The organism is Cohnella suwonensis (genome assembly GCF_042655365.1).
GTDB lineage: Bacteria > Bacillota > Bacilli > Paenibacillales > Paenibacillaceae > Cohnella > Cohnella suwonensis.
Genome location: NZ_JBHSMH010000036.1, coordinates 14,483 through 30,834, shown reverse-complemented (window position 1 = coordinate 30,834; position 16,352 = coordinate 14,483). Strand labels below are relative to the sequence as shown.

At 58.4% G+C, this 16,352-nt stretch carries 16 protein-coding genes; 3 read left to right on the top strand and 13 right to left on the bottom strand.

What is annotated here, in order from left to right; genetic code table 11:
* Window positions 1-19: 19 nt before the first annotated feature.
* The 3 genes from secF to ACFPPD_RS12120 all read right to left on the bottom strand — a co-directional run bounded on the left by secF (window position 20) and on the right by ACFPPD_RS12120 (window position 2,582).
* Window positions 20-931 (bottom strand): protein translocase subunit SecF, encoded by a 912-nt coding sequence (gene secF / locus ACFPPD_RS12130; RefSeq protein ID WP_378082361.1) that lies wholly within the window; start codon window positions 929-931, stop codon window positions 20-22.
* Window positions 921-2,195, bottom strand: a complete 1,275-nt coding sequence (gene secD / locus ACFPPD_RS12125; protein ID WP_378082359.1) for a protein translocase subunit SecD — start codon at window positions 2,193-2,195, stop codon at window positions 921-923. The genes secF and secD overlap by 11 nt, the downstream gene beginning before the upstream one ends.
* Window positions 2,196-2,303: 108 nt before the next feature.
* Complete coding sequence (locus tag ACFPPD_RS12120; RefSeq protein WP_378082356.1) at window positions 2,304-2,582, bottom strand: post-transcriptional regulator; 279 nt, start codon at window positions 2,580-2,582, stop codon at window positions 2,304-2,306.
* 355 nt (window positions 2,583-2,937) lie between these two features.
* Between ACFPPD_RS12120 and spoVB the strand changes: the two genes are divergently transcribed.
* Entirely contained in the window at window positions 2,938-4,548 is a 1,611-nt protein-coding gene (gene spoVB, locus ACFPPD_RS12115) for a stage V sporulation protein B (protein ID WP_209750394.1), read from the top strand.
* 29 nt (window positions 4,549-4,577) lie between these two features.
* On the opposite strand, the gene ACFPPD_RS12110 is transcribed toward spoVB, so the two are convergent.
* Window positions 4,578-5,318: a YetF domain-containing protein gene (locus ACFPPD_RS12110; protein WP_209750396.1), complete on the bottom strand. Its 741-nt coding sequence runs from the start codon at window positions 5,316-5,318 to the stop codon at window positions 4,578-4,580.
* A gap of 193 nt (window positions 5,319-5,511) precedes the next feature.
* On the opposite strand from ACFPPD_RS12110, the gene ACFPPD_RS12105 reads away from it, so the two are divergent.
* Both ACFPPD_RS12105 and ACFPPD_RS12100 read left to right on the top strand, forming a co-directional pair.
* Entirely contained in the window at window positions 5,512-5,910 is a 399-nt protein-coding gene (locus ACFPPD_RS12105; protein WP_209750398.1) for a TIGR04086 family membrane protein, read from the top strand.
* A 72-nt stretch (window positions 5,911-5,982) separates the two neighbouring features.
* Complete coding sequence (locus ACFPPD_RS12100; RefSeq protein ID WP_209750400.1) at window positions 5,983-6,852, top strand: phosphatase PAP2 family protein; 870 nt, start codon at window positions 5,983-5,985, stop codon at window positions 6,850-6,852.
* A gap of 98 nt (window positions 6,853-6,950) precedes the next feature.
* On the opposite strand, the gene yajC is transcribed toward ACFPPD_RS12100, so the two are convergent.
* The 9 genes from yajC to ACFPPD_RS12055 all read right to left on the bottom strand — a co-directional run bounded on the left by yajC (window position 6,951) and on the right by ACFPPD_RS12055 (window position 16,329).
* Window positions 6,951-7,268 (bottom strand): preprotein translocase subunit YajC, encoded by a 318-nt coding sequence (gene yajC / locus ACFPPD_RS12095; RefSeq protein ID WP_209750402.1) that lies wholly within the window; start codon window positions 7,266-7,268, stop codon window positions 6,951-6,953.
* 22 nt (window positions 7,269-7,290) lie between these two features.
* Window positions 7,291-8,424, bottom strand: coding sequence for a tRNA guanosine(34) transglycosylase Tgt (tgt, locus tag ACFPPD_RS12090; RefSeq protein ID WP_209750404.1), 1,134 nt, complete (start codon window positions 8,422-8,424; stop codon window positions 7,291-7,293).
* Between the two features lie 29 nt (window positions 8,425-8,453).
* A complete protein-coding gene (queA, locus tag ACFPPD_RS12085; RefSeq protein ID WP_209750434.1) occupies window positions 8,454-9,518 on the bottom strand; it encodes a tRNA preQ1(34) S-adenosylmethionine ribosyltransferase-isomerase QueA in 1,065 nt (354 codons plus the stop codon).
* Between the two features lie 2 nt (window positions 9,519-9,520).
* Entirely contained in the window at window positions 9,521-11,641 is a 2,121-nt protein-coding gene (locus tag ACFPPD_RS12080) for a SpoIID/LytB domain-containing protein (protein ID WP_209750406.1), read from the bottom strand.
* 58 nt (window positions 11,642-11,699) lie between these two features.
* Entirely contained in the window at window positions 11,700-12,680 is a 981-nt protein-coding gene (gene ruvB / locus ACFPPD_RS12075; RefSeq protein ID WP_209750436.1) for a Holliday junction branch migration DNA helicase RuvB, read from the bottom strand.
* Between the two features lie 69 nt (window positions 12,681-12,749).
* Window positions 12,750-13,370 (bottom strand): Holliday junction branch migration protein RuvA, encoded by a 621-nt coding sequence (gene ruvA, locus ACFPPD_RS12070; protein WP_209750408.1) that lies wholly within the window; start codon window positions 13,368-13,370, stop codon window positions 12,750-12,752.
* Window positions 13,367-13,870 carry a crossover junction endodeoxyribonuclease RuvC gene (ruvC, locus tag ACFPPD_RS12065; protein WP_209750410.1) on the bottom strand — a complete coding sequence of 168 codons (504 nt, stop codon included), beginning with the start codon at window positions 13,868-13,870 and terminating at the stop codon, window positions 13,367-13,369. The genes ruvA and ruvC overlap by 4 nt, the downstream gene beginning before the upstream one ends.
* Window positions 13,871-14,045: 175 nt before the next feature.
* A complete protein-coding gene (locus ACFPPD_RS12060) occupies window positions 14,046-14,756 on the bottom strand; it encodes a BofC C-terminal domain-containing protein (RefSeq protein WP_209750412.1) in 711 nt (236 codons plus the stop codon).
* A 64-nt stretch (window positions 14,757-14,820) separates the two neighbouring features.
* Window positions 14,821-16,329 carry a LysM peptidoglycan-binding domain-containing protein gene (locus ACFPPD_RS12055; RefSeq protein ID WP_209750414.1) on the bottom strand — a complete coding sequence of 503 codons (1,509 nt, stop codon included), beginning with the start codon at window positions 16,327-16,329 and terminating at the stop codon, window positions 14,821-14,823.
* Window positions 16,330-16,352 lie beyond the last annotated feature (23 nt).

Sequence of the window (16,352 nt, the reverse complement as noted above, 5' to 3'; positions counted from 1 at the left end):
TTATCCGACTATCCGGCGATTATGGCGTGCTTTGGGGTTTCACGGCGACCGCTTTCTTGATCGGTTGCTTTTTCTTCAAGTACAACCAGAGTTGACTTGCGATGAAGATGGAAGAATAAGCGCCGCTGACAAGACCGAAGATCATCGCGAGAGAGAACAACTTGATCGATTCTCCGCCGAACACGAACAAGCAAACGGCGGCGATCAATACCGTAATGACCGTGTTGATCGACCGCGCCATCGTTTGCCAGATGCTGTCGTTCACGAGCCGGTCGAGATCTTCGCGGGATTTGATTTTCGCGAAGCGCAGGTTCTCCCGGATGCGGTCGAAAATAACGATCGTATCGTTGATGGAATAACCTATGATCGTAAGTACCGCCAATATGAAAGGCAAGTTGACTTCGAGCCTGAAAATCGAGAACAAGCAAATGACGAATAGAGCGTCGTACAAGAGCGCCGCGACCGCGGAAATCGCGAACCGCCATTCGAATCGGATGCTGACGTAAACGATGATGCCGAGACTCGCCACCAGAAGTCCGATAATCGCGTTGCGCTGTTGTTCCTTCGCGATCTCCACGTCGACGATAAACACTTCGAACGAGGCGTCAGGATCGAGTTGCGCTTGGAAGTCGGTTTTGAGCTTCTTCTCTTCCACGTCGGTGAGCGCGTTCTTGAAGCGGATCGATTCTCGCGATTCCGCGGAAGTCAACGTATAATCGCCGAGCTTCTGTTCGTCGAGGAACGATTTGACTTTACTTTCCTCGAGCTTTTTGGATATCGTGACATCGACGGAAGTGCCCGAACTGAAATCGATGCCGTAATTAAGGCCCTTGATTCCGAGCATGACCAACCCGATCAGCAAGATCAAGGCGGAAACGGTCAGAAAACGACGGCTGGTATGGACGAAGTCGAATGTTCTTTTAGAGCGCACTGATCTCACTCTCCTTCACGCTATAATGCGACGGCTTGTTGAAATATCCGCTCTTGACCAGCAAGGAGAGCAAGTAGCGAGGGAGGAACACGTTCGTCGCGATGTTGACGACGATGCTGGCGATCATGACGATAGCGAAGCTTTTGACGATACCGTGGCCCATGAAGTAGAGCACGGTCATGGCGATAATCGTCGTAATATGCGCGTCAATGATCGTCCGGAAGCTGTTTTTCGCTCCCGCCCGCAGCGAGGAGGCGATCGTCTTGCCATTGCGCAGCTCGTCCTTGATGCGTTCCGCCGTAATGATGTTCGAGTCGACCGCGATGCCGATGCCGAGCACGAACGCAGCGATGCCCGGAAGCGTGAGCGTGGCGCCCATCAAATAGAAGACGCCGAGCAATAGCCAGGTAAATGTAATGAGGCAAAGGCTTGCGACGATGCCCGGAAGGCGATACAACGCGAGCATGAATGCAAGAATCAGCACGGAGGCAAGACCGCCGGCGAACAGCGTATCGTGCAGCGATTGCTTGCCGAGCGTCGCTCCGACGCTTTGCGTATACTTCTCGGTCAACTTGAGCGGCAACGCGCCCAGGTTGATGACGTCCGCCAAGTTTTGCGCTTCTTCGCGCGAGTCTTGGCCGGTAATGACCGCCGTGCCTTGGTCCAGCACGGACTGTACGACCGGGGCGGAAATTTCTTTATCGTCCAAGTAGATCGCGAGGTTCTTACCGACGAGCCGGGTGGATACTTCCGTCAGCTTGCTTTTTTCTTTGACTTCGATCCGTACGATCGGTTCGTTCAAGCTATCGTATTCGACTTTGGCCGCGCCTTCTTTGAATTCGTTGCCGTACATTTCGACTTTGCAATAGGATCCGTCCGCGCAACCGTCCGCGCTGCGGAACTGCAGTTCCGCCGGACGCTTCATCAGGTCGCGGATCTTCTGTACCGCTTCGTCGCGTTCCTTGTCGGTTTCTCCCGTCGAAACGGCGATTTTCAGACGAATGCGGTTTTTGCCTTCCGTCGTCACTTCGGGTTCCGCGACTTTGCTTTTGTTCGCGCGATCTTCGAGGCTCATCGCCGTCTTGTTCAGCGACTCTTTCGTGACCTCGCCGTCTTCCGTGATCGGATGCGCCTCGTAAAGAATTTCCACTCCGCCCTTGAGGTCCAGGCCGAGCTTCGTGCCGTCGAGCAGCTTCGGCGTGAAAATGCCCATGACGCCGAAGCCGACTAGGACGACGAGCACGAAAGCCAATAGTCGTTTCATCTCTGTATGCGGTCCCCTTTCGAATCTCAATGTTCCTATTATACCTACGCCGCCAAAAAGAAGTCAAAAAGAAAGCCTTCTCGCGAGGAGAAGGCTTCATTGGCGAATTTAACGTTTGCTCATGTCGCCCCTATACATGTTGAGCGTGATGTAATTCATGAACTGAGTCACTTTCAGCGATAAAATGTCGTTGACGATCTCGTGCAGCGGCGGCATTCCCATCTTGTGGTACTTATCGCTTACGCATTCCCACACGTCCGCCCCGCTTACCTGATCGTAACCGATCAAATGGAATTCTTCCGCTTTGCTGCGGCATAATTGCTCGATCGTTTCGTTCAGTTCGGCTTCGTTCAGCTTTTCGGCCGGTTGCCGTTCCTCGTTGTCCACTGCTGCGATCCCTCCCGGACTGATAGTTGACCTTGGGCCCGATAACGTTCATATAGAGGTTGTTCAAAAAGCCCGATTTTGATCACGAAGTGAATCAAGAAGCTTATTCGACATCGAATCTTGAATTCAGCCGGGACTTCCGGTTCTCACGTAGGTTTGCCTACGCTCCGATCCTCATTCCCTAGCTTCTTTCAACCTTCTCGGTGCTGAAAACCGGGCTTTTTGAACACTTTCATATAGAAGCTATTCGATGCGAGCTCCGAAAATCCTGCCTCAGGCATGAAGTCGGACAACCGTCGCATACATATGGACTAACCCCGGACGGGGCAGGCACGATAGAGGAAAGAGGGATTCCATGTCTTTGCGCAAACAATCGTTCATCCAAGGGGCGATGATCTTGCTGGCCGCCGGGCTGCTCAACCGCATTCTCGGCTTCGTCCCGCGAATCGCGCTGCCGCGCATGATCGGCGCCGAAGGCGTAGGCTTGATTCAACTCGTATTCCCTTTCACGGTCGTGCTGCTCACGCTCATCGCCGGAGGCATTCCTCTCGCGGTGGCCAAGCTCGTCGCGGAAGCGGACGCGCGCGGCGACGCGCGGGAAGCCGGCGGCATTCTTCGGACGGCCTTGATGATTTCATTGAGCTTCAGCCTCGTCTTGGCGGGAATTTGCTTCTTAGTATCGGATTTCATCGCGACACGGATCATGACCGATCCGCGCGTCCATACCGCTTTCCTGACGATGATCCCCGTGCTGCCCCTCGTCGCCGCTTCTTCCGTCTGGCGCGGCTATTTCCAAGGCAAGCAGAATATGATCCCTTCCGCCTTGTCGTCGACTGCCGAAACGGTTTTCCGAGTCGTGCTGACGATCGCGTTCGCTTGGGCCTTCCTTCCTTACGGACTCGAATACGCCGCCGCCGGTGCCGTACTCGGCATGGTCGTCGGCGAATTGGCGGGTCTTGCCGTGTTGGGCGCGCAATTGATCGGCGACCGAAAGAACGCCCGTGCGGGTACGGCGACGATCGCCGAGCCCGTCTCTTCCCTGTCCGTCAAGAGGGCCCGACCCTATCCGCGTCCCCCGAGCCGAACGAGAGCGGTTCTGCAAACCGCGATCCCCGTTACCGGAAGCAAAATGATCGGTTCCCTCTCCTACTTGCTCGAGTCGATATTGACCGTCCGCTGCTTGACGATCGCCGGCGTTACGGCGGCGGGAGCGACCGCGCAATACGGCGCGTTGCAAGGGATGGTGATCCCGCTTCTGTTATTGCCCGGCGCTCTCACTTACTCGCTTGCCGTTTCACTCGTTCCTTCTTTGTCGGAAGCCGCTTCTCGGGGAGATTGGGCGACCATTCACGCTCGTCTGCATCAGTCGATGAGACTCGCCGTCGTGACAGGCGCTCCGTTCGTCGTGCTCATGGGGTTATTGGCCGGTCCTCTCTGTTCGCTGCTATACGGCGACGATTCGATGGCGGACATGCTCCGATGGCTTGCCCCCTTGGCGATCTTCCTTTATATGCAAGCGCCGCTTCAAGCCGCCTTGCAAGCGCTCGACCGGCCGGGCACCGCTCTGTTCAACACGTTCGCGGGAGCCGCGGTGAAGCTGCTGCTCATCGTGCAATTAGCCGCCAAGCCCGAATTCGGCATCGGCGGCGCGGTTATCGCCATCGGCGTCAATATGATGCTCGTTACTTTGCTCCACTGGATCAGCGTCGCCCGGCTCACCGGATTCCGGATGCATCCATTCGACTTCCTGAAGGTAACGTCGGCGATGATCGTCATGAGCGCCGTCGCGTTGTGGTGTTGGAACGAAAGTCCGCTAACGGCGGATATCGCCAACTTGTTCGTAACAGGTACGCTTGCCACGTTGTCTTATCTGTCGTTGCTCGTCGTCTTGAGAATCATCGACCGCCGAGATGCGGAACGATTGCCTTTGCTCGGCCGCTTTTTCCGCCCGCGTAAGCCGACTTAAAGTCTGCGTGCCTTGTCGAATTCAACGCTTTATTTTCTGTCGACGTATAGCTTGCCCCGATGATCGATGCTGCAGAAAAAGACGGTTTTGAAGTTCTCCACGTCGTAGCGACCCAACTCGCTCTTCAGCCAAAATCGGGTTTTGCCTATCTTCTCCAGGTTATCGTCCTGTACTTGACCGTCCAGGATCAGAGGCAAAGGAAGCAACTCGTAGCGGTATTTCGGCGAATTAGACGTTTTTGCGTATTCCTCCTCGTTGCTTTCTCTTTCGGCGCCCGGCGACGATTGCAGATGGGTCGTGCTTTCCGTTCGGTTGCCGTGCTGCTCTCTCACGATGACGGACAGCTTGCCCGTGGATTCCAGCACGGCCAACTCCACTTCGTCAATATTCGTTACTTGATTTTCGCGAAGCTGCAGCATCAGATCGTCAAGGTTGTACCGCTGCTTCAGCATTTCCTTTCGGTTCAATCGACCGTCACGGATGATGACGCTCGGTTTGCCGTCCACCAGCAGCCTGATCTTCCGGCTCTTCAAGGAGGCGAAAGCGATTCCCATCTGAACGACCATCAGCAACACGATCGGCGCCACGGCCAAATAAAGCGATTTATCCGTCGTTTCGATGACGATGACGGCGATTTCCGCGATCATGATCGAGATGACCAAATCGAACACGGAGAGCTTGCCGATTTCGCGTTTACCCATCATCCGCATGATCAGGAATATGAAGAAATACATGAACAACGTTCGAAGCAAAATGCCCGCCAGCTCCATGTTCTTCCCTCCGCCAAATCGCGATTTTGTAGCAGGATTTATATTGTCACCGTCGGCCCCCGGCGTCATTCCCTATCGTTTCGCAGAAAAAATGGGAATCGCCCGCGTTCCCGCTCCCGAGCCTGTACTATGCCGGGGACAATCGCCATAAGCTTTAACAAAAGAGTACGATTTTTTTAAAGGAGTGATTTCCATGGATACGTTGACGCGCGTCTTAAGCTTGCGCAACGCTTCTCCCGTCGTTTCCGGCTTGTATTGGTCCGGCATTTGGCTTGCGGTAGGCGCGCTTCTGCTCTCTGCCCTTCTGACCGGCTCGTCGTTCAGCGAATCGGGCATGCTGCCTTGGGTGTTCGGCGTGCACGGCTGCGCCACTCTCGCGGGCGGATTCGCGTCGGCCAAACGTTCGGGCAGACGCGGCTGGTATTTCGGCATGACGAACGGATTTCTGTACACGTTGTTGCTCATGACGATCAGCTTCCTCGCGACGGACGCGAGCTGGACGACCGCCGTGCCGCTGCTGCTGCTCGTCACGTGTTTGTCCGGCGCATTCGGCGGCATGCTCGGCGTCAACGCCGGCTCGAACTCCCGGTGAAGCGATTAGCTTCCCGATATTGTGCTATAATAGACCGAACGATTACTCGGAGCAAGGTTCGGGAGGCGCATCATGGTTTTGTTCGACAGCATGTCGACGATATCGGTTTGCACGGCCGTCGCGGTCGCCGCTCTGATTTACTTCGGAACGGGAAAACAGCCTTTCGCGACCGCGTGGATGTTTTTGAAATCGCTCGTGCTCTCCCGCAAGTATTTGTTTTTCTTCGCCGCCGTGCTCGCGATCATCGCCTTGAACAAAAACGAGCTGAAGCTCGAGCATTGGATTAACGTCGATTACGACCTGACTCCTTATTTGAGCGGTTGGGAGGGCGACTGGCCCGCATGGCTGCAGTCCAAGGTACAATCCGATTGGCTGACGGCCGTTTGTTCCGTCTTCTATCTCGTCATGTTCCAGGCCGTCATGATCGCTTCCGTCGGCATTTATACCCAGAATAAGAATTTAAAGCTTTATTATTCCTTCTGCGTCGCGTTGCTACTGAATTACTTTCTGGCCGTTCCGTTCTACTTGTTCGTTCCGGTGAACGAAGTGTGGTACGTCCATCCGCAAGTGCAATTCCTGATTCTCGACGCTTTCCCGCGATTCGAACAGGAATACCGCGCTTTATCGGGACTCAACAACTGTTTCCCGAGCCTGCATACGTCGATTTCGCTCACTCTCGCGATCGTCGCGAGCAAATCCGGCATCCGCCGCTGGGCCGTTTTCACGTGGGTGAACGCCGCCGTCATTTTGTTCTCGATATACTATCTCGGCATCCACTGGTTTACCGACATGCTCGCTGGCATCGCGCTTGCCGTCGGCGCCTCGGCGATCGGCCTGAAGTTCGGCGCCTGGGCCGTCAGCGATTCTCCCGGCAAGCTGGCGGAGCGCGTCAAGACGAAGTTCAAGCCGTCCCGGGCGCTCGGCTCGTCCTTCAACAAGTAAAGCGTGAAGCCGCCTCGCGTCGAATCCTCGCAAAAAAACCTTTCCCGCCGTTGACCGAAGTCAACGTGCGGGAAAGGTTTTTTAAGTTGCCGCCAAGCTTATTCTTTGCTGCCGGATTCTTTCTCCGTGGAGCGTGCCGTTACGTTATTGATGGACGAACGTTCGAAAGTCAGCTTCGTGACGTCGTTCACTTTCAGGACGATCGTGTCGTCGGTAATCTCGGAGATCGTGCCGTGAAGGCCGCCGGCGGTTATGACTTTGTCGCCTTTCTTCAAGGCGTTCAGCATCGAACCGCGTTGCTTTTGTTTCTTTTGCTGCGGACGAATCAGCAGGAAATAGAAAATAGCGAACATCAGAATGAACGGCGCGATCGTAATCCAGATACTGCCTTCGGAAGACTTTTCCGCTAACCACATGTGTAAATAACTCCCCTCTCGTTTAGAAGCCGCTTTCGTTGGCGGCCATGCCGTACTTCTCGAAAAACTCGTCCCGGAACGTGCCCAAACGATCTTCCCGGATCGCGTCCCGAACTTGCGCCATCAGTTGCACGAGGAAGTGCAGGTTGTGAATCGTCGTCAACCTCAAGCCGAACATCTCGTCCGCTTTGATCAGATGCCTGACGTACGCGCGCGAATAATTCCGGCAAGCGTAGCACGAGCATTCCGGATCCATCGGACCGAAATCGTTCGCGTATTTGGCGTTTTTGACGACCATGCGCCCTTGGCTCGTCATGAGCGTGCCGTTGCGCGCGATTCGCGTCGGCAGCACGCAGTCGAACATGTCGATGCCGCGGATGCTTCCGTCCAGCAAGGCATCCGGAGAGCCGACCCCCATCAAATACCGGGGCTTATGGGAAGGCAAGAACTGCACCGTCTCTTCGAGCATCTCGTACATGAGATGCTTAGGCTCGCCGACGCTCAGTCCACCCATAGCATACCCCGGAAAATCCAGGGAAGTCAAATCCAACGCGCTTTGCTTGCGAAGGTCCTTGTGCATGCCTCCCTGCACGATGCCGAACAACGCTTGGTCGTCCGGACGCCCGTGCGCCTTCAGGCACCGCTCCGCCCAGCGGCTCGTCCGTTCCGTCGATTCCTTGACGTATTTGTATTCCGCGGGATAGGGAGGGCACTCGTCGAACGCCATGATGATGTCCGCGCCGAGAGCGTTCTGGACGTGCGTAGCGCTCTCCGGCGTCAGGCTCAGCTTGTCCCCGTTAATATGGGAACGGAACACGACGCCTTCTTCGGTGATTTTGCGCATTTCGCTGAGGGAAAACACTTGGAAGCCGCCGCTGTCGGTCAGAATCGGCCGGTCCCAGTTCATGAACTTGTGCAGGCCGCCCGCTTCCTTGACGAGCTCGTGTCCGGGACGGAGGAACAAATGGTACGTGTTGCTGAGAATGATTTCAGCGCCCAGCGCCTTCAATTCTTCGGGGCTCATGCCCTTCACGGAAGCCTGCGTGCCTACCGGCATGAAGGTCGGGGTGTCGATGACGCCATGCGGCGTATGGACTCTTCCCAGACGGGCGCCGGTTTGGGCGCAAGTTTTGATCAATTCGTATCGGACTGCCATGTTCTGATTCCTCTCTGTCGGTGAGTCGGTCATAAGATGAGCATCGCGTCTCCGAAGCTGAAGAAGCGGTATTCGCGGTCGATCGCTTCCCGATAGGCGTTCATCACGTTGTCTTTGCCGGCTAGGGCGCTGATCAGCATGACGAGCGTCGACTTGGGCAAGTGGAAGTTCGTAATCAGGGCGTCGACCTTCTTGAACCGATACCCCGGGTAGATGAAAATGTCGGTCCAACCATCGCATGCGCGGACGGGCTCTTCCCCGAATCGGCCGCCTATCGTCTCCAGCGTGCGTGCCGACGTCGTGCCGACCGCGACGATCCGGCCGCCGCGGTCTTTCGCTTCGTTCAGGAGATTCGCGCTTTGCTCGCTAACGGAATACCATTCCGCATGCATCTCATGCTCCTCGATCGTCTCCGCGCTCACGGGCCGGAACGTGCCGAGCCCGACGTGAAGCGTGATCGGGCATAACTTCACGCCCATTGCCTTCAGCCGTTCCAAGTATTGTTCCGTGAAATGCAAGCCCGCCGTCGGCGCCGCCGCCGATCCTTCGTGGCGGGAGTAGACCGTCTGATAACGCTCCCGGTCGGACAACCTCATCTTGATGTAAGGAGGCAGCGGCATTTGGCCGAGTCGGTCGAGCAGCTCGTTGAAGATACCCTCGTACTCGAATCGGATGACGCGCGCGCCCATATCTCCTTCTTCTTCTACGAGGGCGGTCATCAATGGTTTCGAGGCATCGGCCGTTTCTTCGCCCGCCGCCGCTCCGAACGATAATTTCGCGCCGACGTGTATTTTTTTCCCGGGCTTCACGAGCGTCTCCCACCGGTCGCCTTCTATTCTACGGAGAAGCAGCAGCTCGACCTTGGCGCCCGTATCCGCTTTAACGCCGAACAGACGGGCCGGGAGCACTCTCGTATCGTTCAATACGAGCGTGTCTCCCGGCTTCAGGTATTCGGCCAAATCGGCGAAGGCGCGGTGTTCGGTGCTCCCGTCTTCCCGATGAAGCACGAGAAGGCGGGAGGAGGTTCTATCTAGCAGGGGAGTCTGGGCGATCAACTCCTCCGGTAATTCGAAATCGTAATCGCTGACGTTCATCATTAGGCACCTTTTTCGATCGATACGTTCTTGTAATAGTATAGCAGGATGGATTGATAGTCATACCCTTGCTCAGCGAGTCCTCTCGCTCCCCATTGGGACATGCCGAGCCCGTGGCCGAAGCCTTTGCCGGAGAAGACGAATCGGGGAGTCGTCGTCGCCGCGCGCAACAAGCCGCTGCCGTCCATGATGAACAGGTTGGGCCCTTGCAGCTGTTGGACGGAGCCGTCGGCGCCGATCGCTTGAACCGGACCTTGCTGGCGCGGCAGTTCTCTCGTGCCGCCGTCTTTGCCCATGATCGCGTAGCGTCCCGTCTCCTCGAGCTGGAACAGCGTGCTCTTCAAGCCGCCGAGCGCGCCGCGCAAGTTATCCCCTGCGCCGACGTTGACCGCGACGCCGTTCGCCGCGACTTCGACCGCCCGGCCGGAAGGACCGCGCTTCGTCACTTCAAGCGTAAGGAGAGGACCGGCGATCGGCGTTTTCGCTCTCTTGTTCAAGGCGGCGAGCAATTGATCCGGCGTCATCGGCGCCTCTACCCAACTGTAATCGGTATATTCGGGCACGACGCCGAGCTGCACGACGGGCGTTCCGGCGTCGACCCTGGCGATCGGCTCCGCCGTCGACGCCTGCGGCTTATTGCGAACGGCGACGCCGTCTCCTTTGACGTTCAGCAGATTCGCGCCGCTGACGTGCTTCTGTCCGCTTGCCGAGGCCAAGTCGGAACGGATAAACCCGGTCTGCCCCGAAGGCAGGGCAACGTAATACCAATCAAGGAGCCCTTTCTGAGGGCCGTCGTCCGGACTGAGAACGGCGGAAGCGAAGTTCGAGCCGTCCCCGCCCCAGATTTCCGTCGGGTTGTCCGCCGTGATGCCCCCCGAGTTCGCGGAAAATACGGCGCTTATCGCCTTGCCGCCCGACGTCAATATTTCGCCCTTCGTCTGATCGACGCCGGCGGTCGAGTTCGCGTTCTCGTAGCCGATGCCGTAATAGGCTTGGCTAAGCGTCGTATCGACGACGTTCGCGATTTGGAAGCCGACCCCGGACGACTGCGCGTACGTGCGGGCCGCGACCGCTTGGGCCTTCTGCGCCTCGATCGGCCATCTCGAGCCGACTTCCGCCCCGACGACGGAATACAAGTATTGCTCGAAAGGAACGTCGTTCACGACGGCGAGCGATTGGTTCAGCACGCTCATCTCCATGCTTCCCCTGTACATTCTTTTGCTCCGTTCCGCGAGCTGGATGCCTCCCGCTCCGGCGGGATCCGCCCGAAGCACGGCTCCGGCGCCCGAGGGGATCGCGTACAGCACGGCTGCTTTGTTCGCGCTGCCGTAATAGGTCATGTCCGTGCGGAGAGAGACGTAAGGCTCGCCGGCGGCCGGGACTCTCACGCCTGCCGCGCCGGCGGCGGAGACGGCTTGCTGCAGCGCCTGAAGATTGGCCGGGTCGGCTTCCTGGCCGACTCTGACGACGTAAGCCATCGCCCCGTTCTGCGGCTTGATCGCTGCGAAAGCATCCAATCCGGCCGTACCGATCGCTTCGGCGGAGGCTTTCGCTTCGGCCAAGCTGGCGTAAGGTCCCGCTTCGACGGCCCAAGGCCCCGCGATGCGGGCGCTGAGCAGCGTCTGCACGCCCGCGGCCACGCCGGCGTTCGTCCATTTCGTCAGCGCCGACGAAGCCGCCGCGGCCGTCGAGTAGGCGCCTTCCTGAACTTGGTACACCGTCTTGCCCGATTTCGACAGCTGCGTCACGAATGCGGCCGAAGAACCGGCTTGCGCTTTCTTCAGGACGACCAACGCCGCGTTCAAGTCCGTCGTCTCGAGCAAGAGCGCCCGGTAGCCGTCCATCGCGAAGCGCACCGCTTGTCCTGCCGGAACGGCGTCTATGGCGAGGGAGTATTTCGGGTCTCTCCAGACGATGTTTAAGCCGCCGGCGGCTTGAAGCGTCGCGACTGGCGTCAGCGATTGATATTTCGTTCCCAGGTTCAGAAACAACGCGACCCGGATCGTATCCGGCACCTTCACGGCAGCATGCACGACCGCGCGGGTAGAGCCGGACGCGACCGCCGCGACCAGTATGAGCAATAGAGCCAAGCGGGCGTAGCGGCGTTTGTCGTGAACGATCAATGAGTTCCCCTCCAAGCTTGTTTTCTGTCGGATGCCGTTCGGCAGGGCTCGGGCGCGATCAGTTCGTCCCGTCCGCCGGCAACGGCAATCCGAGATGCTTGTACGCCGCGGCCATCGCGATGCGTCCGCGCGGCGTCCGTTGCAAGAAGCCGATCTGCATGAGATAAGGCTCGTACACGTCCTCGATCGTCTGGCTTTCCTCGCCGATGGACGCCGCGAGCGTGTCCAACCCTACCGGTCTGCCGCCATAGTTGACGATCATCGCCCGCAGCATCTTATGGTCGATGCTGTCAAGGCCCATCGGATCGACTTGGATGCGCTCCAGCGCGTCGTTCGCAATGCTTTCGGTAATAATGCCGTCCCCGCGCACTTGGGCATGGTCGCGTACGCGCTTCAGCAACCGGTTGGCGATACGCGGCGTTCCGCGGGAACGCCGGGCGATTTCCCGCGACGCTTCCCCGACGATGCCGACGCCGAAAATATCGGACGTGCGGCTGACGATGTAAGACAACTCGTCTTCCGTGTAATATTCCAAGCGGCTGACGACGCCGAACCGGTCGCGAAGCGGCGCGGAGAGCAGCCCCGCTCTCGTCGTCGCGCCGATCAACGTGAATTTCGGCAAGTCGAGCCGTACCGAACGGGCGCTAGGTCCCTTCCCGATGATGAAGTCCAGCGCGAAGTCTTCCATCGCCGGATACAGTACTTCCTCTACGGTTCTGTGCAGCCGATGGATCTCGTCGATGAACAGCACGTCGTTCTCCTGCAAGTTCGTCAAGATCGCCGCGAGATCGCCCGGCCTCTCGATCGCGGGTCCGCTCGTCGTGCGGATGTGCACGCCGAGCTCGTTGGCGATAATGTTCGACAGCGTCGTCTTGCCAAGACCCGGAGGCCCGTACAGGAGCACGTGGTCCAGCGGTTCCTTCCGCATCTTGGCGGCTTCTATGTAGACTTTCAAATTTTCCTTCGCTTGCGCCTGGCCGATGTATTCGGCCAAGTAACGGGGACGCAGACTGTATTCGACCGCTTGGTCCTCCATCATGAGATGGGCGGCGACGATCCGATCTTCTTCTTCCACCGCGATTCCTCCTTTCCGCTTGCGCGCGCCTGATCAGCCTTGGAACAGCTTCTGAAGCGCCTTCTTGATCAATACGTCGGCGGATTCCGCCCCCGACACCTCGTCCTTCATCGCCAGCCAAGCCCGATCGAGCTCGGCATCCCGGTAACCGAGTCCGCCAAGCGCCTCGCGCGCTTCCGACCAAGCCGATCCGCCGGTTTTCGGCGCTTTCGGCGCCTCCGGCTCGAACAGCGTCCCGATCGCCGAGACGCCGTCGAAGCCCCCCAGCTTGTCCTTCAGATCCAAGATCATCCGCTGCGCCGTCTTCCGTCCGATGCCGGGCAGCTTCGTGAGAAAATTGACGTCCTCCTGCTGGATGGCCGCGACGACCCTCTCCGGCTTGCCGCCCGCGAGCACGCCGAGCGCGACCTTCGGCCCGATGCCCGACACTTCCAGCAGCTTGCGGAACAGCGCCTGCTCGTCGCGCGTCGCGAATCCGAACAGGAGAATCGCGTCCTCGCGGACGTGATGGTAAATATAAAGCTCCACGGCGGCATCCGATTTCGCCAGCGCGTAAGGATTCGGCGTGAATACGCGGTAGCCGACGTCCCGGACGTCCAGAACGACGTACTCGCTTTCCAGGTGCGCCACCTTGCCTCGCAGAAAATCGATCATATTTTTTTCGCTCCGTTCATTCGTTCGTTAAGGACGAGGGAGTGCGCGTGGCAGATCGCGACCGCGAGGGCGTCCGCGACGTCGTCCGGCTTCGGTATCGTCGCCAGCTTCAGCAGCATTTTGACCATTTCCTGCACTTGTTTTTTCTCCGCGCCGCCGTAACCGACGACCGCTTGCTTCACCTGCATCGGCGTGTATTCCGATATCGGCAGTCCGCGCTGGGCGGCCGCGAGCATGAACACGCCCCGGGCTTGTCCGACGCTGAACGCGTTCGTTACGTTTTTGTTGAAAAACAGCTTCTCGACCGCGACCGTATCCGGTTGATAGCGGTCCAGCAGCTCGCAGGAAGATTCATAGATTTGCTTCAGTCGGACTTCCTGCGGGGTTCCCGCCTCCGTCTGGATGCATCCGTATTGCACGGGCGTCAGCTTATGCCCGGATTTGTCGATGAACCCGAAACCCATAATGGCGATGCCGGGGTCGATTCCCAATACTCTCACGGTTCGTCCCCTCTCAAACTCGTCATGCGCATTCGTTTAATTATATCAAATGTTCGCCTCTATGAGAACGGAAGGAGAACAAAGTGTTGTTCCGAGAGGAAAAATAGGGCGAAGGGCGCAACAAAAAAGACGCTCGCGAGGGCGTCTTTTCGTTCGCGATCGTCTTCCATTCCGTTCACTGCGACGGCTGAGGAGCCGCCTGCGACCGTAGCGCGGCGTATTCTCCCAGCGACGATAGCACGCTGTCGTACTCGTACTTGTCCGATACGCGGATGCCCCGGGACAGCTCGCGGACCCGTTCCTCGCTCATGCGCGACTCCATCATGTCCACGTCGAGCTGGAAAAACGTCCGGACGACTTTTTCCTGCCACGGCGGTCCGTCGAACAAAGAAAGGTTGCCGTCCTTATCGATTCCCATGTAGGAGGTCTGACGGCACGCCGGAGACAAGTCGTCGACGGCTTCCTCCACCGTCAGCTTACCCTCTTCGTTCAAGGACGCCTCCCAATTCCGGTGGGCCTTCAGCAGCCCCGCCGCTTCGGAAGCCGTCATTCGTCCAAGCTGCCTCGTTTCGTCTCCGCACAAGTAAGTGCGGTGCAGCACGAGTTTGACGTCCCCCGGCCGCTTGCTTAATTCGCCGAGCACCGTCGCCCTCGGAGAGCCCGCCGGATCCGCGATCGTCTGTTCGTCCGGCTCGGCGATCATGACGGCCGGACCGACCGGGGCCGACGGCCGTCCCAAGGCATGTCCGACGAAAGCGCGGGCCATCCAAGCGCCCGCCAATACGGCCAACAGGAAAACCGCCGCGCCCGCCCCGAGGGACCAGACGTGACGGCGTTTCCTTTTCAGCGATTTCTTCAGTTCCTTCCATATTCGAAAACGAGACACCGGAATCCCCTTCTCTGCTGTTTTCCCTAGTGTTTCCTGGGAGTTCCGGCGCTATTCGCAACGATTACCAATTGATCCATGGAAGACTTTCCTTCCGCTTCGGCTTGCTCTGGCGCGGCGCGACTTTCGCTTTTGGCTTATGCTGCCGTTTCCTCGCCGGCGCGGCTTGCGTTTGGGCGTCTTGCGGGAAATCGTCGCCCGCGGCGAATCTCATGTCCTCTCCCTCGTCCCGAAGCGGGGGTAGCCCGGGAAGGGGAGGAAGCGGACCCATCGGAGGCATCGGAGGGATCGGCGGAATGAGGCCGTCATAACCGTAAGGGACCGGTTGGCCGTAACCGTATTGAGGGCCATAACCTTGGCCGTAACCGTAGCCCGCTTTAGGCAATCCTTCCGCGATCGGGGCGTGGCCTACCGGAACGTCGCCCATCGGGGACACGAACGTCGGCGCCTGCTGCATGACCGGATATCCGCCGTACGGGGCCGCCGCATAAGGCATCTGGGCTCCTGGCGCGGAAGCGTAAGGACTGACGGCGGCGGGAGAGACGAACGGAACGCCGTATGGCATGCGGCCGTCACCATAGTAGCCTTCGCCGGAGTATGGATCCGCGGAGCTCTGGCCTTCCGGATTGGCAACGTAATAGTACGGCAATACCGACTGGCTTCCGCAGTTGGCGCATCCGGCGGTCTGGCCGTTGGGGATCTCGTCTTGCTGCGGGCTTGGCGGGCTATAGGAGATATCGTGATACGTGTACAATCCGCCCATGTGAGGCTGCGCAGCTTTCGCGACCGGCATGACGCCTTGAGGATGACCGTACCCGTGGGCATGCCCGTATCCGTAACCCGGATGCATCGTCGTTTCCCCGCCCAAGCCGGGAAGCGGCTCCGGAATGCCATATCCGTAATGCGGCTGTTCATGCGGCCAGGTTTGCTGAGCCGCTTGAACCGGTGCCTGCATCGGAGGCATCTGATAGGTATGGATCATCTCGACCTGTTCGACGTGGAGGCCGTATATCGGCGCCTCGGCGATCGGCTGCACGACGGCCGGAGCCGGCGCAGGCGCGGGCATCGGCATCGGCATCGGCATCGGCATCGGCACCGGAGCCTCCGCTGCGGGCTGAACGGCCGTGTTCGCTTTCCCTCCGGTCGCCGGCATGACGGCCGTGTTCGCTTTTCCGCCCATACCCATACCCTTACCCATTCCCATTCCACCGGTGGTCATGCCGCCGCCCGGCGCGTTCCCCGACGGATCGCCCGTTTGCGGAATGTTGACGACTTCGCCCGTCAACAGCGCGTTCGGGTTTTTCAATTGCGGATTCGCTTTGACCAGATCGCCGAGCTGCACGCCCCAAGCCTTTGAGAGCTTCCAAAGCGTGTCTCCTTGCTGGACGACGTGTTGATGGATGACGCCGAGCATCGTCTTCGGATGCGTCGGGATTTTCACCTTCATCCCGATGTCCACGGCATCCGGATTGCTGATATCCGGATTCGCTTTAATCAATTCCTCCAAGGGCACGTTGTATTTTTTGGCGATCAAATACAGCGTATCCCCTTGCTTCACCATATGGATTTTCACGCCGTTCCCTCCTGATAGGCGGG